This window comes from Microbulbifer flavimaris (assembly GCF_001641755.2).
GTDB lineage: Bacteria > Pseudomonadota > Gammaproteobacteria > Pseudomonadales > Cellvibrionaceae > Microbulbifer > Microbulbifer flavimaris.
This window is the reverse complement of sequence record NZ_LRFG02000001.1, coordinates 368469-387853: the sequence shown is the minus strand read 5'-3', so window position 1 is coordinate 387853 and position 19385 is coordinate 368469. Positions and strand designations below refer to the sequence as shown.

The window sequence follows — 19385 nt, the reverse complement described above, 5'->3', positions numbered from 1 at the left end:
TATCTGATCACTCCCGGAGGCATTACTCCTCGCTGTGATCAATGGCCTCTTCTACCTCGTCGGCAACCTCTTCAGCCACTTCTTCAGATTCAGCGGCCACAGTGTCCATTGCCTCTTCGGCAGAGTCTGCAACCTCTTCCGCCATGTCTTCGGCGGACTCCATCATGTGCTCGGGGGCATCGGCGAAGACATCACCCTCGGTCGGCATCATCTCGCTGTCTTTGGCTGCGACAACCGCTTCCTCAGCCGCTTCCTCTACCGCAGCGCCAGCTTCCTCTACGGCGGACTGGACCTCACTGGCAATCTCAGCCTCGCTGCCCGCAGGTTCCATATTCTGGTAGTACAGGTAACCACCGACTGCGGCAATCACGATTGCGGGAATAATGATTTTTTTCATTTTCCAACCCCTGAAAGTGTGAATTTATGGTTATAAGAGTCGAGTATTGTTCCATGGTGACAGGGTTCAAAAACGTGACTACCCGCACGTTTTTATTTGTCCGCCGGACAACCCTGAGGCAAAATTATGCGAAAACCATCAGGTCAACTGTCAATATGCGATTAACTCTCTTTCTTTCCCTGTTCGTACTGGCTTGCGGCGCCAGTGCGGACTCGCTAACAAACCAGATGCGAGGCTGCGCATCGATCAAGTCCGATAATGAGCGGCTCGCCTGCTACGACGCCTTGAGCAAGAGTCTCGACGCCCGCGCGGAGGACATTTTTGGCCAGGAACAGAAGCGCATCGTAGAAGAGGCACCGGAGCAAATCACAGCACAGGTGAAGGCGATCCAGAAAGGCGCTTACGGCAAGGCCATCATCGTTCTGGACAACGGCCAGGTCTGGCGCCAGAACGACAGCGGCAGGATCTTGTGGGATGCCGGTGACAGTGTCGTGGTGGAACGCGGCCTGTTCGGCTCTTTCTTCATGAAATCCACTGGAGGGGGGCGTAAGATCCGGGTTAAGCGCGAACGCTGACCCGGTCGTTCGCTGCATTGCGGCTTACTCCCGACTGTAAGCCCGCACTATGCTGGACACCACAGCTGCATCAGCCGTCAGGAGGTTCGCACTGTGGTTTCCAGTTTACTTCGCCTTCGTCACCCCCCCTGCCTTTATCGCCAACTGGTCCTGGGCCTTCCCCTGAGCCTGGCAATGTTCATGGGCCTGTTTTCCAGCCACCTGGTGGCGGAGCAGGTACTCCCGCTCTCTGCGGCTTCGGACATTCACTGGCGGGTGTACCGCAGCGGGCCCATGGCCCACCTGGGACACAACCATGTGATTCGCGCGACAAATATTCGCGGCAGCGTCACACTTCGTGACGCAACCCAATTGTCCGAATTTACATTGGAGATTCCACTGCAGCGCCTCGAGGTTGACCCACCCGCACTGCGGCGCCGCTACGGACGCGAGTTCTCGTCACAGCTGAGCAGCGAGGATATTGCCGGGACCCGTGCCAATATGCTCGGAGAGCGCCAGCTGCAGGCTTCCCGGTTTCCGACCATCCGCCTTACCGGAAAGGCCAGGCTGAGCGATGTCTCTGCCGCCCAGAAAGTCCTGATCGCCGCGAGGCTTCACCTGCGGGGGCGGATCATTCCGCTGAGGTTGCCCGCAACCGTTACCGTCAGCAGTGGCAGCGTGCGCGCCAGCGGCAGCTTTAGCCTCTCTCACGCACAGCTGGGCCTAGAGCCGTTCAGTGTTGCTCTGGGAGCCCTGCGGGTCGGCGAGCGGATCGACTTCAGTTTCGATATTCGCACCAGGTGACCAAATTCGGGCCTGTATTCGGGGGCGCCCCATCACCCTTTTGCATCAATCTGGAAACATGAGCTCCCCGGCGGCAAATTCGAGCACAGGGTCCTCCCCCGGTACCCCTCAGTGAAAACCTGTCGGTCAGCATTTGCCCGGCGCGAATTTCTACCTTCACCTATAGTCAAAAGGAAAGAGACGCCAAGCACAGGGGCAGCCGTGTGCATGGCGATGATGTACTCAACAGAAGGTGTATTCAGTTGTCCCGAGAAAACACTTACTCAAGGGATGAAGCATGGCTGAAGGACACAGACGAACTGGTCTCCGGAACCGGGCCCGACAAGGCGCTCAATAACGGTTCTACGGAGACTGAACAGACACAGGAGCCGGCGGAACGGGCTGGCGAATCCGGCAGCACGCCAATGCAGAGTTATCTCAAGCATCTGTACCGGCTGGATCTGCTCACACCAGAGGAGGAACACACCACAACCTGCCTGCTGCGGGAACTGGAAGACAAAATCATCGCGCTGCTGCAAAAACGCGGTATTGAGCTGGTGGACTTGCGCAGCGAGGGCGTCGAGCAACGAGGCAGCACCGGTGCCTACGACCACGGCCTGATCATCGCCCAGGCTGAGAACCTGCTGGAGAAAGGCAAGGTTTCACAACGGGATCGCACGGCCTTGCGCAGCTTACTTCGCCGGTTTCAGCAACAGCGCAAGAAGCTCATCCAGTGCAACCTGCGCCTGGTGATTGCCATCGCCAAGCGATTTCGCAATCCGGCTGTGCCCTTTATCGATCTGATCCAGGAGGGCAATGTCGGCTTGATGAAAGCGATCGAGCGCTTCAAGCCACAGATGGGCTACCGGTTTTCCACTTACGCCTATTGGTGGATACAACAGGAAATCCAATTGGCCCTGCGCCGCAATGACGACATCGTGCGCCAACCGGCGAATGTGCAGGACGACCTGCGGGCGATTTATCGCGCCATCAGCGAGTTACGCGCCAGGGGCGCTACAGCTACCGATGAACACATTGCCGTTCAGGCCGGTCTGGACCTGGAGCGGGTGCAGAGCCTGCTGAAGCTGCCCGGCCCTACCGGTTCTCTCGACGATCCGGTGGCGGAAGACCAGAGCAGCACCAAGCTGGACTACGCGCCCGCGGACGAGATTTATAACACCGATGAACTGGTGACCAATCAGGAGCTGGCCCAGCGGCTGCGCGAGGCTGTCGACCGGCTACCCCCGCGACAGCGCACCGTGCTCAACCTGCGTTACGGACTGATGTCTGATCGCGACTGCTCATTCCGGGTCATTGGGGAGCAGCTGGGCCTCAGCCAGGAGCGAGCCCGCCAGCTGCATTCCGATGCCATCCGACAACTGCGGCGGCAGTGGCGCTGATGCGCCCTGCCCCGCTCCCTGCCGAAACCTGAATGCCAGAACTCATGGCTTGCCAAGTGCGCGCAAGCAGCTAGGCTGTTATTTGCTCTCTGCGCAACAACCGATAACAACCTGCACAGCCCATCATGCGACTGCTATCCATCCTGTTTTTTTGCCTATTGGTTACAGCCCCGGATGCCCGTGGGGAACAGGAAGTGATATTCAGTGCAGGCAAGGGCCTGGGAGACGCACTGATCCAGCAAGACTCCATTTCCAGTGCAGAAATGGCCGGCATCAATTACGCAATCAACTTCGCTGAATTCCCGCTGACATCCGGTCTCTGGCAGTGGTGGGCCCAGGGCAGCTACTCACACCTGCGCCTGGATCACCTCGGCGAGCGGCAGGAGCAGAATGTAGTTGAACTCAAGCCGGTGCTGCGCTGGTATCCCAAGCCGAGGGCGGAGGGCCTGTTCGGTGAAGCCGGCGTCGGTGCCGCCTATTTGAGCGAAAAGAACTTTGGCGATATCGAACTCACGACCCACGGCAACTTCGCGCTGCATTTTGCGGCGGGCTATCGCCTGCAGAACGGGGCCGTTGCCACGGTGCGCTACAGCCACTTCTCCAACGCCTACACCAATACCCCCAACCCAGGTTTTGATTTCGCCTCGCTAAACTGGCACTTCAACTTCTAACGGTCTGTCACCAAACAGTCATCCCCCATTCAAACAGCTGTCATCGCATATTGGGACCATCAGCCCATAAAAAAGCGCGCCAAAGCGGCCGCAATAATCCCGGCAATAGAAGAAAAACCGCCGGGCATGGAACTGACCCAATGATCGATAAAATTTGTCATCTCATCGCCAGCCGTGAGCACGACGGCCTCGCTCGTCATGTCGCCGAGCTGTCTCGCTGGCAGGTGCGCAACACCGGGGCAGAGATCGCTGTCATTGCCCATCCGCGCTACCGGGAAAGCCTGGATCCCTCGGTGCGTTTCCTGGCTCTCAATACGGATCGCAACCGCCACCATCCCAACCTGGCCTGGCGGCTGACGAGCCACCTCAGGAGCGGCGGATTTCAGATCGCCCACGGCCACGGCAGCAAATCTGCCCAGCTGCTCGCAGCTGTACAGAAGTACTCCAGTGCCCGACAGGTGATCACCCGGCACAATTTGCGCCATCCTCGGGACAAGCTCTCCAGCGCTTTCGATGCCAGAATTGCCGTCAGTCACTCGGTGGTGGAGAACTCCCGCCTCGACTGGAACGTGATTCCCAATGGCGCAACTGCCAGCGCCCCCCTCAGCCCCGCAGGGACCCTGCGACGACAAGCGCCGCAACTGCTGTTCTCAGGCCGACTGGTAAAACTCTGCGGACTCGACCACCTTCTGAACGCGCTCCCGGGCCTCCCCGAGGCAGAACTCACCGTTGCCGGCGACGGTCCCGAGGGCAATGCCCTGAAACGGCTGGCCAGCGATCTGGGGCTGGCGCAGCGGGTGCAATTTATCGGCGACGGCCAATCGACCGCCCGGCTGCTTTCGGAGACGGACCTGCTGGTGATAACCAGCTGCGCGGGCAATCCCCCCTTCGACTGGATTGAGGCCCTGCTACACCGCTGCCCGGTAATCACACCCAACACTGGCGACGCAGACCGGTACATTCCCCCGCAATTCATCCTGGACAATGTGCACCCCCTTAGCCTCGAACAGAAGCTACAGCAGGCCCTGAGCAACCTAGGGCTGCTGCAAAGCCAGTTCACAGGGAGCTTCGAGCGGGCTGGCGACCAGCTGACACTGGATGCGATGGGGCGTGCGACCTGGGAGGTCTACACGCGAGTCGTGAGGGAGGGGTCGAGAAAACACGCGAGTGAAAAACCAGGGTGACAACTTATTGAACAACCTCTCTGGCGGCCCCCGGAGACGACACACCTTCAGGACACGCCGCAGGTCAGGCCCGCGCGTAAAGCGACAGCACCTGCTGCGACATATCCTCCAGGCTCAGCCCCCTGGAATCGACCTGGGCGGGGCCATCGAGCACGTCGACTGTTGCCTGCAAAAGTCCTTCCCTGTCCCCGGCATCCACCAGGCCGCGGGGGAAATATCGCTGCAGCAACTCCGCGACTCCTCCCAGCCGGTAGGCGATAACCGGGCAGTGCATCGCCAGGGCCTCAGCCACGATTCGACCATAAGCCAGCGGCTTCTCGTTAAGGCAGTAGGTAATCCGGGCGCTGGCATAGAGCTCCCGCATATCGCGTCGCGGCCCCATAAAGAGCACCTTGTCGCTGAGCCCCAGCTCAAGTGCGAGGCGCTCCAGCTTGCGCGCGTACCTGGCGCCTCCCGCTGGCACTTCCCCCACAATCAGGCCAAACGTATCGCCCCGCTCCCGGCCCAGTGCAGAGAGCATCTCCAGAAACTGCTGGTGTCCATTACCCGGGGCCAGCGGTGCGGGCATCAGCAGCCAGTTGCGCCCCTCCAGCTGTGGGAAATCATTGAGCAGCCGCTGGTGCCAGTGTCCGGATACCGGCGCGTTCCGATCGAGCTCGCGGGTGTTGATGCCGCCGGTCACGATTTCCGGCGGTGCTGCCAGTTTCTTACTGAAATTCCGCCGCAACTGTTCTGCGACAAATTCGGAGACCGCTATCACCTGCTGGCCGGCAGCCATAATACTGTTGAAAAAGCCACCGCCATACACCCGGTGCGCCGAGGTGATAAATCTCGGACGCCGCGTCTCAGGCAGCCCCCGGATTGCCAACCAGAGTAACCAGGCGGGTAGCGGTGCACGGGCATGCACCACGTCTATGTTCTGGTCGACAAGCAGCCGGCGCAATGGGCGCACCAGCCTGAGCGACCAGATACTGCGGCGATCCATTGGCATGTCCAGGTGCTGGGAGCCCCTTACCACCAGGCGATCCTTTAATTCCCCACCGGCAGAGACAACCATTGATTCATGGCCCAGGCGCACCAGCTCCTGGCCCAACCCGAGGGCAGCGCGCCCCTCTGGCGAATCGTCTATTCGCGGAACCGCCTGTAAAACCCGCATGATACTGTTCAACCTTTGTACTTATTATTTACGGACAACCTGCGGGGCATATTCTGCGTCAACTAGCAAAATTTGCCGAGTGATGCGCCACATTTTCACAATGTCGCATTCCAGGGGTTTATTTACACTCGCTGTCACCGCCTGTCCACCGTTAAGATGGGTGTCTGGACTTGACCCAAATAACAGCAGGAAGCCTCAACATGATCCACTCTCGAATAGACCTCTGCTCGCCCCACAGAAAACTCTTCACGGCGTATACCCTGTTACTGCTCCTGCTCTTTTCCGGTGCGGCACAAACTGCGGAGGATCGGGGCCTTTTCTGGATGGCAGAAAAGGATGGGCAGCGAATCTACCTGCTCGGTTCAGTACATCTGGCGACGCCAGACTTCTATCCACTGCGTGGTGACATCCTCCAGGCTTACGAGCAGAGTGAGGCACTTGCAGTGGAAGCGGACATTTTACAAGCCGAACAGAATCCTGCCCTTCAGCAACAGATCATGCAGCAGTCACTGTACACCGACGGAAGGAGCCTGCGCGATGAGCTGTCCCCGGAAACCTATCAGCAATTGCAGGCCTGGCTCAGCAGCCGCCAAGTGCCAGAGGCCATGTTCGTCCGCCAGCGCCCTGCCATTGCCATGATCACCCTCAGCATGGTGGAGCTGCAGGCCCGCGGCCTGAATCCACAGCTGGGTATCGACCGCCACTTTCTGCAAAAAGCGCACCGGCAGGGCGATAAAAAAGTACTCGAACTCGAGGGGGTGATGGAACAGCTCGCTCTCTTGAATAACCTGGAAAATCCCGACCTCCTGCTACAACAGACCCTGCAACAGCTGGAGGAGATCGACACCGTAATTCCCGGCATGATGTCGGCCTGGAAAAGTGGCGATGCGGAAGCCATGCATCGCCTCATCATTGCCGATGAACTCGAGGAAAACCCGGAATTTTCCTCGTTGTTTGAAGTCATGTTTTTTAAACGAAACCGTCATATGGCAGCTGGAATTGCCGAGGCCAGCAAATTGCATGACACCCTCTTTGTCATTGTTGGAGCGGGACATCTGGTCGGGGAAAAAAGCGTGCTCAAGGAGCTGGAAAAACGCCATTTTCGCATTACCGAGATCTAGTCACTGCTAGACTGCCAATATCCTGCAGGAAGCGGGATATTTGCTCCGGTTGATACAGGGAGGTTTTTGTGAACATCGCTACTCCGGCCAGCGTGCTTCTTGCCGCCGCCATCAGCGCATCCAGCTGGGGAGATGAGGCCAAGACCAAAGGCCGTCTCGAGATTGTCTCTGACGACGGCAATTTCTCCGCCGAACTCGGTGGCCGCATCCATTTTGATACCTACCTGTTCGATCCCGATATCGAAGACCCGGTCAGCGCCACCGAATTCCGGCGCGCGCGGATCACTCTCGAGGGAGAGGCCTACACCTTCCAGTACAAGCTGGAACAGGAGTTCACGTCCGGCGATACCCGGGCAGGATTTCGCGAGGTCTGGATTGGACATGATTTCTATGGGGGCACAATCCGGGTCGGCCACTTCAAGCCGTTCCGCGCCATGGAAGAACTCACCAGCTCCAACGAGATCCTCATGCTGGAGCGCCCCTTCACCACACCAACAGGGTTGTACGACGGTCGCCAGTTCCAACAGGGTATCGGCTGGAATAACCACTGGGACTGCTACACCGCAGGTGTCATGGCATTCAACTTACGTGACGCCTCCACACCAAGGAATGAGGGTGTTGGGGCAGCAGGCCGTTTTACCTGGGCCCCGATCAATGACGAACATAGCACCGTCCATTTCGGCTTCTCCTACAGCTATGAAAACGCCAACCGGGATTCCGAGCCACTGGAGGCAGACGCCGACTACGCCGGTCGCCGGGGGCCCAGCCAGCTGATCGCCCTCACCCCCGGAGATGAGGAGTTCTTTTTCGGTGAGTTTGGCGACGAGGAGTTTTTCCTCGGACGTCAGGGGGGCTCAGTGGGTATTGCCGGCTTGGAACTGGCGGGCACCTGGGGGCCCTTCTATGCACAGATGGAATACGCTTACGGCGATTACGATGGTGACTACTTCCTGTCTGAGGTGTTTTTTGAAGAGTTGTTCGACGCGCCGCCCACCTTCGAATGCGACGCGGACTTTGGCTGTTATATAGGCGACCAGGATGTGCATGCCTGGTATATACAGGGGAGCTGGCTGATCACTGGCGAGCACAAGCCCTATAACAGCAAGAAAGGGGTGTTCAAGTCAGCGAAGCCCAGCAGTCCCTGGGGCGCCTGGGAGATCACCGCGCGCTATGAAAGCATCCAGAATGATGAGATCGCCGACCTGGAGGCAGACAGCTGGATTGTGGGGATCAATTACTACCACAACCCGAAAGTGCGCTTCATGCTCAACCTCCGGTTTGGCGACAATGATTTCACCGGTGATGGGACCGACCAGCTGGGTATTCGTGCGCAGATGAGCTGGTAACCTCAAAGCATGCTTGAAGTGGCGACATAAAAAAACGGGGCTCAGGGCCCCGTTTTTTTATGTTTCATACCGTATTCAACCAACCTGCTGGGCGGTAGCCGGGTCGAAGACCTCTACCTTGCCCACACTAGTGCCGGCACCGCTACGGGGGTTTTCAAACCGCTCCAGTGCAGCGTCCCGCAGTGCTCGCGCCTTGACCAGGTTTTCCTCCTTGACCGGGCCGTAGCCACGGATCAGGTCCGGATAACCCAGCAGCTCGATGGCTGCGGCATGATTCTCGGCATTTAGGCCACCGATAACACGATCCACCAGGGCTTCATACTCCCCGATCAACGCGCGCTCCATCTTGCGCTCGGCGGTATAACCGAACACATCCAGCGGCGTGCCGCGCAGGAACTTAAGCTTGGCGAGAACGCCAAAGGCCTTGAACATCCAGCCACCAAACTGCATCTTGCGCGGGCGCCCCAATCCCTTGTCGAAGCGGGCCAGCAGTGGCGGAGCCAGGTTGAACTCCAGGGCGTAATCACCGGTGAAATTCTCTTTCAGTTCCTGAATGAAACGGCCATCCGTATACAGGCGAGCCACTTCGTACTCGTCCTTGTAAGCGAGCAGCTTGGCATAGTTGCGCGCAACCACCTCGGCCAGGGCTTCACTGCCCGGGACCTTGATGATCTCCGCGGATTTCACCCGGTCCACCAGTGCCCGATAACGAACGGCGAGAGCGTCGTTCTGGTACCCGGCCAGGTGGGTAGAGCGGTGTGCGACCAGGGCTTCCAGCCCCTGAGGCAGTTGCTGACCACGCTTTTCGGCGTGGAGCAGTTTGTCCAGCGCCGGGCGGTTGCCAGCGGCCAGGCGACCGGCAGCAAAGCCCTGCAGGTTGGCCTCCACCGCCACACCGTTCAGCTCGATGGCCTGCAGCAGGGACTCCTGCTCCAGCGGCAGCAGGCCCTTCTGCCAGGCGAAGCCCAGCATAAAGATATTGGCAGTCAGGGTATCGCCGAGGGCCGCACTGGTGAGGCGGTGCCCTTCGACAGTCTCCATCTCGCTCACCGCATCGGAAATGGTATCCAGTACCGCCTGCGGAGAGTGGCTATCCTCGCGGCCGAGAACAGAAGCCGCAGTGGGACTCAGGTGCGTGTTTACCACAGCCCGACTGTGGGTCTCGTCGAGCTTGGCCAGGCACGCCGGCAGGTTGCCAGCGGCAATCAGGTCGCAGGCCATCAGAGCATCGGCACGGCCATCAGAGATCCGCACCGCCTTCAGATCCTCCGGGCGGGCGCCAAAGCGCACGTGGGAGTATACCGCCCCGCCCTTCTGGGCCAGACCGGTCTGGTCCAGGGTGCTACTGGCCTTGCCTTCGATATGCGCGGCCATGGCCAGCAGTGCACCAATCGTCACGACGCCGGTACCGCCGACGCCGGTCACCAGCAGGTTGAAGGGCTGCTCGAGTCCGGGCAACTGTGGCCGATCCAGTTTTTCCGCCTCGGTGCGCAGCACATCGCCGACACCGGCGCGCTTGTTGAGCCGGCCGCCCTTGACGGTAACGAAGGAGGGGCAGAAACCGTTGAGGCAGGACATGTCCTGGTTACAGGCGGTCTGGTTAATCCTGCGCTTGTCACCGAGGGCGGTTTCCACTTTTTCCACCGCGATACAGCTGGACTGCTGTACACAGTCGCCGCAACCCTCGCAGACCCGCTCATTGATGAAGGGCCGCCCCTCAGCCTTGGGCAGGAGCCCGCGCTTGCGCTTTCTGCGCAGCTCGGTGGCACAGGTCTGGTCATAAATGATGACAGTGCAGCCCGCTACCTCCCGCAGCTCTTCCATCACCCGAGGCATTTCGTCCCGGTGGCGGATCTCAACCTCACGGGGGAAAGACAGGGCGCCGTGATACTTGTCCTTGTTGTCCATCACCAAGACCACTTTCTGCACGCCCTCGGCCAGTACCTGGCGACAGATCATGTCCGGGTGCAGCTCCCCGTCGTGGGGCTGGCCACCGGTCATGGCGACGGCGTCATTGAAAAGGATTTTGTAGGTGATGTTTACCTTCGCGGCAATAGAGGCGCGAATGGCGAGAATACCGGAGTGAAAATAGGTGCCGTCACCCAGGTTGACGAATACATGCTTTTCACTGGTGAAGGGAGCCTGCCCTGCCCAGCTCACCCCTTCCCCACCCATCTGGGTAAAGGTGTAGGTCTCGCGATCCAGCCATTGGGCCATATAGTGGCAACCGATACCGGCCAGGGCACGGCTGCCCTCCGGCACTTTGGTGGAGCGGTTGTGGGGGCAGCCGGCACAGAACATGGGCAGGCGGGATACGCTGGATCCCGACTGGCGGGAGATACGCTCCGCCAGCGCGGTGAGGCGCATCAGGCGGTGGCCGGCGCGCTCATCGAGCTTGTCGCCGAGCAGTTTGCCCAGCACCTGAGCCACTACTGCCGGGGACAACTCCCCGTACATGGGCATCAGCGGCTGGTCGTTTTCATCCACCTTCCCGATGATGCGTGGGAAGTTCGGATCCTTCAGGTGCACGTTGTACAGCTCTTCTTTCAGCTGTACCTCCATCAGGCTCCGTTTTTCCTCCAGCACCAGCAGGTAATCCAGGCCGCGGGCAAACTCCTGGATCCCGGGCACATCCAGCGGGTAGGTCATACCTACCTTCAGAATACGGATACCCAGGTCGCGAGCCTGTTGCTCGTCGATACCCATGTCTTCCAGGGCCTGCATCAAATCCAGGTGCGCCTTGCCGGTGCTGACAATACCCAGTGTCGCCTGTGGGTTCTCCAGCACCACCTTGTTCAAGTGGTTGGCGCGGGCGAAGGCCAGTGCCGCGGGGCGCTTGTAGCGCCACAGGCGCTCTTCCTGCTCGAGCGGGTTGTCCTGCTTGCGGATATTGAGGCCGCCCTCGGGGCGCTCCACTTCCGGATAAGTGAACTGCACGCGATCCGGATCTACCTCCACCGTGGAGGAGCTGTCCATATTTTCCGCCAGCGTGATCATGGCCACCCAGCAGCCGCTGAAGCGTGACAGCTCGAGTCCGTAATGGCCGTAGTCCAGTACCTCCTGCACCGTCGCCGGGTTCAGTACCGGAATATGCATATCAACGAATGCGAACTCGGACTGGCCGGGGTAGGACGAGGACTTACAGCCGTGGTCGTCACCGGCGATGATCAGCGCACCACCTTTCGGGGAAGAACCCGCCGCGTTGGCGTGGCGGAAGGCATCGCCGGAGCGATCGACACCGGGGGTCTTGCCGTACCAGATGCCGCAGACACCATCGACCTCGGCGCCATCAAACAGGCCCACCTGCTGGGAGCCCCAGACGGCGGTGGCGGCCAGCTCTTCATTGACGCCGGGCTGAAAGCGGATATTGAATGCTTCGAGATGTTTTTTGGCCCGGGTAAGCTGCTGGTCGTAGCCGCCCAGCGGCGAGCCGCGATAACCGGAGATAAAAGTGGCCGTATTGAGACCGCGCTCCCGATCCATGCGCATTTGGTCGATGGGCAGGCGAACCAGCGCCTGAATGCCTGAGAGGAGCACTCGCCCCTTCAGGGTGGTGTAACGGTCGTCCAGGGAGACCTGCTTCCTGCGCGGAGACTCCTGCTGCTGCGCGTTGCGCACTTCTTCACTCATATACCTACTTCCGGTTATTTCCCTAGTTCGATTGATCTCGGACTATTGATCATTATTCTTCCGGCTTTCCTGCCACGCCCGGGGAGCGGGTAGCGCCCTCTTTGGCGCGACTCTCTTGCCCCCGCCGGTCGCAGAAAGCGATAATCCTCGCCTTCACCCGCGACGGGCTGGTCAGTTCATACTAGATGCTTAAGGGCAATAGAGCATTGCTTTATTTACGCAGAAGCGCGTAAAATTATGACAGTCATCTCGATTAGAATAGTTTATGTAGGATGGGAGTTTTTATGAAGCGTTCGACAGACCTGGACGATTTTGACCGCAAGATTCTGCGAGCGCTGCAGGAGAACGCCGATTATTCCATGGCGGAACTCGGAGACAAAGTGGGACTTTCCCACACACCCTGCTGGCGCCGCATCAAACGCCTGGAAGCAGAGGGCATCATCCGTGGCCGGGTAACCCTTCTCGACCCGCAAAAACTCGACCTGGGGGTCACGGTACATTGCTACGTGACGATACACAACCACGATGAGGAATCCCTGAACAACTTCGAGTCCGCAGTACAGGGGGTTCAGGAGGTGGTTGAGTGCTATTCCACCAGCGGCAACAAGGACTACCTGCTGCGCGTCGTGGTAGACAGCGTTGCGCATTACGAGCAGTTACTGAAGCGCACCCTGGTGCACCTGCCGAACGTGGCTTCCGTCAATTCCACCTTTGCCCTGAAGCAGGTTAAGTACACCACTCAGCTGCCACTCTGAGCGTGATCGATGCCGGCGGCGAGAGGCCGCCGCACACCTTTCACTGGACTGTTGTGCTCAAAGTGCTTTCAGCTCTCTCAATACAGCATCCAGTACCTGCTGCAGATCACAGCCATCACATTCGACCGTGATATCCGCATACTTGCGGTACAACGCCTGGCGCTCCTCGAACAGCTCTGCAAACGACTGCCCCGGGGCCTTGGCGATACCCCGACTCTCATAGTTGTGTATGCGGCGGCGCAGCTCTTCCGCCGAGCAGTTCAGGAACACAATGGGGCCAAAGCGTCCCAGGTTGGCCATGCCCGCCTCGCTGTACACGGCGCTGCCGCCAGTGGCGATCACATAACCGGGAAGCTCGGCCTCTGCGATCACCTCCCCTTCGATACGCCGCAGGTTGAGATAGTCACTCTCATTCATGATTTCCTGCAGGGTCTTGCCCTCGCGGGTTTGAATCAAAACATCGGTGTCCACAAAGTCCAGCGCCAGCTCTTTCGCCAGCAACACGCCCACCGTGCTCTTGCCGGCACCCGGCATGCCGATCAGGACAATACTTTTATTATTTTTCATTTCTCTTACTTTTTACTGCAATGCAACACCATCTGGCTGACTGTAGCCGTTAGCCTAACCCTCAGTCACCCGGACGGGGGAAAAATACCGACCGCAGCCAGCCGCGCAGCGAATTACCTTCCAGAAGCATGCGATCCAGGCCATCCATATTGTGACTCTGGCGGAAGGCATCTGCGAACAATGCCTCGCGCGTGATCATGCGGCGACGGGGATTGATGGACTTGATCTCCCGGGCCGGATTGCCGGCTACCACAGTATTGGCCGGCACGCTTTTGGTGACGACACTACCGGCACCAACGACGGAATTGTCGCCGATCGACACGCCTTTGCAAACAATGGCGCTGTCACCAATCCACACGTTGTTTCCAAGCGTGATGGGGGCCGTGCAGCGAAATGGCCGGGTGCGGTTGTACAGGCCATGCCAGTCCGAATCCGAGATATAGACATTTGCTGCGATCATGCAGGCATCACCAATGGTGATGGACTCGGCTGCGGAAATGCGCACACCCGGTGAGATCAGGACATAGTCACCGATAGTGATAAATGCATCACCGCCGCGGTGCCCGAGGGTGGTCAGGCGGATGCAATTATCCGGCGTTGAAATCAGGTGCGGGTAATCTCCAACGCAGATATTTTTACCAAAAAGGCGCACCGAGCCAGGATCCATAATCTCAGGCTCACAGCCAATGGCATCAAACTCCGGCAACAGGAAATGCCGTACCCGCCACTTGCGCAGGCGCAACTGCCACTGTTTGAGCCAATAGGGCCGATGGTCCTTACGCATCAGGGATTGCTCCAACAGACTTTTCCACGCGCACTTCAGCAGGGAAAGGAGAGCGCGCAAAGACCCGATTGCTTTTACCAAACCGGCAGTTTACTGTTGCCGCACGCTCGCCAAGATTTTGATTTTCCATGTCTATTCAACTTCCCGTCGATATCGACACTGTCAAAGGTTTCCTTGCCGCCAGCGAAGGGGAGGCTCTTTTCCACCTCGCCCATCGGGCCGGGCGCCTCGGCGCCTGTCTTGAGGTTGGCAGTTACTGCGGCAAATCCTCGATTTATCTCGGCACCGCCTGCCGCGATACCGACAATATTCTCTTTGCCGTCGACCATCATCGCGGTTCTGAAGAGCACCAGCCGGGAGAGGAATATCACGATCCAGCACTATTTGATAGCGGTGCCCAGCTGATGGACAGCTTCCGCTCTTTCCGCACCAATATGCGCGCGGCGGAACTGGAAGATTATGTCGTGCCGGTTGTGGCCCCTTCCGCCGTCGCCGCGCGCCGCTGGAATACCCCCCTGGGCCTGGTCTTTATCGATGGTGGCCACTCCCGCGAAGCGGCACTGACAGACTATCGGAGCTGGTCAAGGCACATCGTGCCCGGCGGCTACCTTGCCATTCACGATATATTCCCCAACCCGGCCGATGGCGGCCAGGCACCCTACGAGATCTACCAGCTAGCCCTGGCCTCCGGCGAGTTCGAACCCGTGGAGATGGTGGATACCCTCGGCATCCTGCGCCGGCTCTAATGCCTGGCTGACGCTGGTAAAGAGCGTGCTGGCCGGAGTCAGGTCCGCCAGCGCATCAGCAGCCAGCAGCATCGCGCCCACAGTCCAGGTGGTTTTCTCTTCAGGCCAGATTGCCTGGTCTGGATACACGTAACCGGTCCAGTAGCCTCCGTCGCTGTCTGCCCAGCGATGCAATCCCCGGTAGAGTTTCGCCGCGCGCTTTTTCTCCCCGGCAGCCACCAGGGCCATGGTCAGCTCGCAAGACTCGGCCACCGTCACCCAGGGCTCGTCACTGACACAGCGACAGCCCAGTCCCGCCACCATAAACTCATCCCAGCGCGCACCCAGCCGGGCGCGGGCCTCACTGCCGTTGAACACCCCGGTGAGCACCGGATAAAACCAGTCCATGGAAAATCGCGCTTTACTCTCCCAGGTGCGGTCAAAACGGTAGGGCTTGCTGCGCAGCGCTTCGCCAAGCCGTCGCCGCCCCTGCTGCCAGGCCGGACGCGCCTTGCCGAGAGCCTGCGCAATCAGCACTGCGCATTCAAGGCTCTTGTAAACCGAGGAGCAACCGGTAACCAGCGCATCTTTCATCGGCGCGCCGTCACCATCGACAGCCCAGTGAATCTCGCCCTCTTCCGTCTGCAGACGCAAAACGAACTCAATGGCCGCCTCAACCGTGGGCCAGAGTGCATCGAGAAAAACGCGGTTGGAGGAAATCAGGTAGTGCTGCCAGACCCCAGTGGCCACATAGGCGACAAAATTTGTTTCCCGTCGCTCGCGATTGTGTACGGCCCCATCTTTGTAGGCCGCCCACCAGCTCCCATCTTCCAGCTGGTTATCCGCCAGCCAGTGATAGGCCCGCTCGGCCGCGCCCCATTCACCGGCAATACTGAGCCCCATGGCCGCCTCAACATGATCCCATGGGTCGGCATGGTGACCCAGAAACCAGGGAATCATCCCGTCGGGCTGCTGCTGTGAAAGGATGTAGTCTGCGCTGGTTCGCAGGAAATGATCGGGGAACAGAGACACCGTTTGTGCGGCAGCAGATTCGGTCACGCCGCAGCCTCCACCGCCGTCTCAGTTTCTGTCTGGGATACCGGCGGCTTGACGAAATACAGCACCGTACTTTTGCCCAACAACGGATTCAACAATCTTTCCAGCAAGCGGGTAACACGCGGCTTTTCCATCAGGTCCCACACCAGCAGGCGGTGATAACCCTGCAGCAGTCGCGACTGCGGCCTCTCCCACAGCAGGCATTTCAGCCACCAGTAGGGTGCATGCAGGGCATGGGTCCGATGGCGGGCAAAAAACCGGTGGCCCAGGGACTCGATACTTCCCCGCAGCTGACGCTCGCGGAAGATGCGCACGTGACCACCCTCAACCTGGTGATATTCGTCGCTGAGTTTCCAGCATACCCACTCCGGAAAATAGCTGGGCACACTGGCCGCAAAAATGCCGGTGGGTTTCAAAACCCGGTCGATTTCTTTCAGCACAGACTGGTAATCAACGATATGCTCCAGCACTTCGGAGCAGATGACCACATCAAAACTATTGTCGGCGAACGGCAGTGACAGACCATTGGCGACACCAAGGAGCAGTCGCCCAGTCCCCTCACCACTCTCCGCAAAAGGCCGCGCTCGCTCTCTTGCTGTGGCGACGTCCTCGATATTCAGGTCCACAGCGAAAACATCCACCGCATCCGTCAACCACAGGTGGATGGCATGACGCCCCTCCCCGCAGCCGAGGTCCAGAACCCGCTGGCCAGGCTGCAGTTGCAGACGATCTGGATCAACAGTAATCATCAGGCGGCCTCCACACTGTCTATCTGCCCCTCAGGCAGCCGCGCATCAGAGGGTGTCGTGGGTTGACCGATCAGCGCCCGGTAGTAGCGCACAAGCCGCTCAGCAGCTAGCCTCCAGGAGAAGTGCTGCAGGATACGGGCCCTGCCCTCCTCACCGAGCCTGGCGCGCAGCGCGGGATCTTCCAGCAGGCTTCGCAGGGCTGTGGCGAGGGCCATGCTGTCACCGGCGGGAACAATGATGCCCGCATCGCCAACCACTTCGGGAAGTGCCCCACCATCGCTGGAAACCACCGGCACGCCACAGGCCATGGCCTCGCCGGCCGGAAGGCCAAAGCCCTCGTAGAGAGACGGGCAGGCAACCACGGCTGCCTCCGCGTAATAATTCACCATTTCTTCATTGGAAATGCCACTGACAAACTGCACGCAATCGCCCAGATTCAATTGCTGCAACAGCTTTTCCGTATCGCCCCCTTCCTTGAGGCGGCCCACCACCAGAAGCTCCAGCTGCGGGAAGGTCTGGCGGAGCTCTGCCACGGCCTCAAGCAGGAAGCGCAATCCCTTGAGGGGCTGGTCTGCGGAGGCTGTGGTCATAATCCGAAACGGCCGTTGCTCGATATCTGCAAGGGGACGAAACAACGCCGTATCAATACCGTTGTGCACTAATGTGACCTGTTCCGGTGCCACATCGAACTGCTCGACAATATCCCGACGGGACTGCTCGGAGACGGTGACAATGTTTCGCAACCTCCGCGCGACACGGATCTGCATGCTCAGGAAACTGTGCCAGCGACGAACCAGCAGCCGGTAGCGCCAGTCAGGCGCTGCGTCCAGTGCCAGCTGGCGATCCCGTGTGATCGGGTGGTGAATGGTGGCGACAACCGGGAGCCCCTGTCGCTCGACATCCAATAAGCCGTAGGCCAGGCACTGGTTGTCGTGGACGATGTCATACTGGTGCCCATGCTTGCGCAGGTACCTGGCGATGCGACGACCAAAGGTATAGGGTTCAGCGAACCCGCCAGAGAGTTTGCTCCACCACTCAAAGAAATCCGTCCAGGAGAGCAAATGCCGCCAGCGCAGCGCCCGTGTCGGGTGTTCGCACTCAAACAGATTGAGCCCCGGCATCTTGATCAGCTTGACCCGGGGGTCCAACTGCGGATAGGGCTGGCCAGAAATCACATCGACCTGGTGACCGGCGTCAACCAGGGCTTTGCTGAGATAGTGCAGGTAGACGCCCTGGCCACCGCAGTATGGATGGCTGCGATAACCGAGCAGGCAGATACGCAAGGGCCGCGATTCGGCGGCGGTGGGACCGTCGGCAAAATTCCCCAAGGCGGTCATGGCTTCCCCGTGTCGTTACTATTCTGCGTTGGCGGGTAAAAGCGAAGAATACACCGGCCAGACAGTGACTGCTAGGCGAAATCCGTTCGCTCCACTTGCCAAAATCCTTACCGCGCAATCAAAAAAAGCGAGAGCACAAACTGTACTCTCGCTTTTGGGCTCTATTTGGACGGGGTCTAGAAACTGAACTTGTAGCCAATGCCCAGGTTGAAAATCCAGGGATCCAGATCCAGCTCCTGATTGCGAATCCGTATGGATGTTACGACCGGGTCATCGAAGTCAGGCAGATCGGTTTCGGTATCGAAACCAATGGAAAACTCCGGTGAGGCATCCACATACATGGCCGAGGCATTAATCACCCAATTGCTCTCGCGACCAAGCACCACGTCGACACCCACCTGGGCGGTCCAGCTGAAATCACTGCCGAATCCGATCTTACCTGCACCCCAGCGATTGTCGTTTCTGAATACCGGGCGAATGAACTGCTCTTCGATATCCGTGTAGTTCACCCCCAGCCCCACATAGGGCTGCCACAGGCAAGTGGGATCGAGGAAATACCAGTCGACAAAGAGGCTTGTGAAATAAGAATCGAAGTCACCTAGGCCCGAGCTGAATTCACCGATGAAGTCGCCGTCGAAGAAGGCATCGGAGAACAGTCTCCCCTCCAGACTGACGTCGTTTGCGTGATACAGCTCCACCGCCCAGTGATCCATGAACACGTAAGTCGCGTTGATGAACCAGCTGGTATCATCATCAATGTCCACAAAAGCACCGACATCGAGGGGAATCTCCTCCACCACATCCTCAGTGGCAGGATCATCCACAAGCGTGGTAAATACACCACCGACCCCGTCCTCATCGGGATCGACGTAGGCCGCACCCACCCGCACGGCAAAGGTGCCTGCACCCCAGACCGGGGGTGTCGGCTCGACAACTGGATAACCTGAGGGGCCCGCCAGCGCGGTTTGTGCGGCGAGGCCGGCAAAACCCGCCACGGCCATGGGAATGAGGAGAGGCTTGAATCTCATGGGTAACTCCTTGTAACGCTAAATCGCTCCTTCGCCGCAGTCGCGGTTAATTCAGTATAGGCAGGCTTTTTCCGGATCAAGCAAGGCTTATCTAAGGAAGGGGGTAAAGAAAGGAAAAAATTCTGTCAAAAAAATTATAGGC

18 protein-coding genes are annotated in these 19385 nt (G+C 59.0%); 9 read left to right on the top strand and 9 right to left on the bottom strand.

Features of this window, described 5'->3' with window-relative positions; all coding sequences use genetic code 11:
• Nucleotides 1–22: 22 nt before the first annotated feature.
• Nucleotides 23–397, bottom strand: a complete 375-nt coding sequence (locus tag AWR36_RS01760) for a hypothetical protein (protein WP_067080106.1) — start codon at nt 395–397, stop codon at nt 23–25.
• Between the two features lie 155 nt (nt 398–552).
• Between AWR36_RS01760 and AWR36_RS01755 the strand changes: the two genes are divergently transcribed.
• The 5 genes from AWR36_RS01755 to AWR36_RS01735 all read left to right on the top strand — a co-directional run bounded on the left by AWR36_RS01755 (nt 553) and on the right by AWR36_RS01735 (nt 4989).
• Entirely contained in the window at nt 553–972 is a 420-nt protein-coding gene (locus AWR36_RS01755; RefSeq protein ID WP_141398452.1) for a hypothetical protein, read from the top strand.
• Between the two features lie 93 nt (nt 973–1065).
• Nucleotides 1066–1755, top strand: coding sequence for a YceI family protein (locus tag AWR36_RS01750; protein ID WP_141398451.1), 690 nt, complete (start codon nt 1066–1068; stop codon nt 1753–1755).
• A gap of 242 nt (nt 1756–1997) precedes the next feature.
• Nucleotides 1998–3134 carry a sigma-70 family RNA polymerase sigma factor gene (locus AWR36_RS01745; protein WP_067080100.1) on the top strand — a complete coding sequence of 379 codons (1137 nt, stop codon included), beginning with the start codon at nt 1998–2000 and terminating at the stop codon, nt 3132–3134.
• A gap of 194 nt (nt 3135–3328) precedes the next feature.
• Nucleotides 3329–3805, top strand: coding sequence for an acyloxyacyl hydrolase (locus tag AWR36_RS01740; RefSeq protein ID WP_231745209.1), 477 nt, complete (start codon nt 3329–3331; stop codon nt 3803–3805).
• Between the two features lie 140 nt (nt 3806–3945).
• Nucleotides 3946–4989, top strand: coding sequence for a glycosyltransferase family 4 protein (locus AWR36_RS01735; protein ID WP_067080092.1), 1044 nt, complete (start codon nt 3946–3948; stop codon nt 4987–4989).
• Nucleotides 4990–5053: 64 nt separating this feature from the next.
• Here AWR36_RS01735 and AWR36_RS01730 read toward each other — a convergent pair whose 3' ends face one another.
• Nucleotides 5054–6145: a glycosyltransferase gene (locus tag AWR36_RS01730; RefSeq protein ID WP_082679333.1), complete on the bottom strand. Its 1092-nt coding sequence runs from the start codon at nt 6143–6145 to the stop codon at nt 5054–5056.
• A 200-nt stretch (nt 6146–6345) separates the two neighbouring features.
• On the opposite strand from AWR36_RS01730, the gene AWR36_RS01725 reads away from it, so the two are divergent.
• Complete coding sequence (locus AWR36_RS01725; RefSeq protein WP_067080089.1) at nt 6346–7266, top strand: TraB/GumN family protein; 921 nt, start codon at nt 6346–6348, stop codon at nt 7264–7266.
• Between the two features lie 68 nt (nt 7267–7334).
• The gene (locus AWR36_RS01720; RefSeq protein WP_067080087.1) at nt 7335–8612 is read left to right on the top strand and encodes an OprO/OprP family phosphate-selective porin; all 1278 of its coding nucleotides are present in this window, start codon (nt 7335–7337) and stop codon (nt 8610–8612) included.
• A 75-nt stretch (nt 8613–8687) separates the two neighbouring features.
• Here the strand turns inward: AWR36_RS01720 and AWR36_RS01715 are convergent, their stop codons facing one another.
• Nucleotides 8688–12242 (bottom strand): indolepyruvate ferredoxin oxidoreductase family protein, encoded by a 3555-nt coding sequence (locus AWR36_RS01715; protein ID WP_067080085.1) that lies wholly within the window; start codon nt 12240–12242, stop codon nt 8688–8690.
• 284 nt (nt 12243–12526) lie between these two features.
• On the opposite strand from AWR36_RS01715, the gene AWR36_RS01710 reads away from it, so the two are divergent.
• On the top strand, nt 12527–12997 hold the full coding sequence (locus AWR36_RS01710; RefSeq protein WP_067080083.1) for an Lrp/AsnC family transcriptional regulator: 471 nt from the start codon (nt 12527–12529) through the stop codon (nt 12995–12997).
• A 57-nt stretch (nt 12998–13054) separates the two neighbouring features.
• On the opposite strand, the gene AWR36_RS01705 is transcribed toward AWR36_RS01710, so the two are convergent.
• The gene (locus AWR36_RS01705; protein ID WP_067080081.1) at nt 13055–13564 is read right to left on the bottom strand and encodes a shikimate kinase; all 510 of its coding nucleotides are present in this window, start codon (nt 13562–13564) and stop codon (nt 13055–13057) included.
• A gap of 61 nt (nt 13565–13625) precedes the next feature.
• Nucleotides 13626–14348 carry an acyltransferase gene (locus tag AWR36_RS01700; RefSeq protein WP_067081764.1) on the bottom strand — a complete coding sequence of 241 codons (723 nt, stop codon included), beginning with the start codon at nt 14346–14348 and terminating at the stop codon, nt 13626–13628.
• 128 nt (nt 14349–14476) lie between these two features.
• On the opposite strand from AWR36_RS01700, the gene AWR36_RS01695 reads away from it, so the two are divergent.
• The gene (locus AWR36_RS01695; protein WP_067080079.1) at nt 14477–15094 is read left to right on the top strand and encodes a class I SAM-dependent methyltransferase; all 618 of its coding nucleotides are present in this window, start codon (nt 14477–14479) and stop codon (nt 15092–15094) included.
• Here the strand turns inward: AWR36_RS01695 and AWR36_RS01690 are convergent.
• The 4 genes from AWR36_RS01690 to AWR36_RS01675 all read right to left on the bottom strand — a co-directional run bounded on the left by AWR36_RS01690 (nt 15023) and on the right by AWR36_RS01675 (nt 19243).
• A complete protein-coding gene (locus tag AWR36_RS01690; RefSeq protein ID WP_067080077.1) occupies nt 15023–16132 on the bottom strand; it encodes a prenyltransferase/squalene oxidase repeat-containing protein in 1110 nt (369 codons plus the stop codon). The genes AWR36_RS01695 and AWR36_RS01690 overlap by 72 nt on opposite strands.
• Entirely contained in the window at nt 16129–16878 is a 750-nt protein-coding gene (locus AWR36_RS01685) for a class I SAM-dependent methyltransferase (RefSeq protein ID WP_067080075.1), read from the bottom strand. Before AWR36_RS01685 ends, AWR36_RS01690 begins: the two co-directional genes overlap by 4 nt.
• Nucleotides 16878–18215, bottom strand: coding sequence for a glycosyltransferase family 4 protein (locus tag AWR36_RS01680; protein ID WP_082679332.1), 1338 nt, complete (start codon nt 18213–18215; stop codon nt 16878–16880). Before AWR36_RS01680 ends, AWR36_RS01685 begins: the two co-directional genes overlap by 1 nt.
• Before the next feature lie 176 nt (nt 18216–18391).
• The gene (locus AWR36_RS01675) at nt 18392–19243 is read right to left on the bottom strand and encodes an OmpW/AlkL family protein (RefSeq protein ID WP_082679331.1); all 852 of its coding nucleotides are present in this window, start codon (nt 19241–19243) and stop codon (nt 18392–18394) included.
• Nucleotides 19244–19385: the final 142 nt, after the last annotated feature.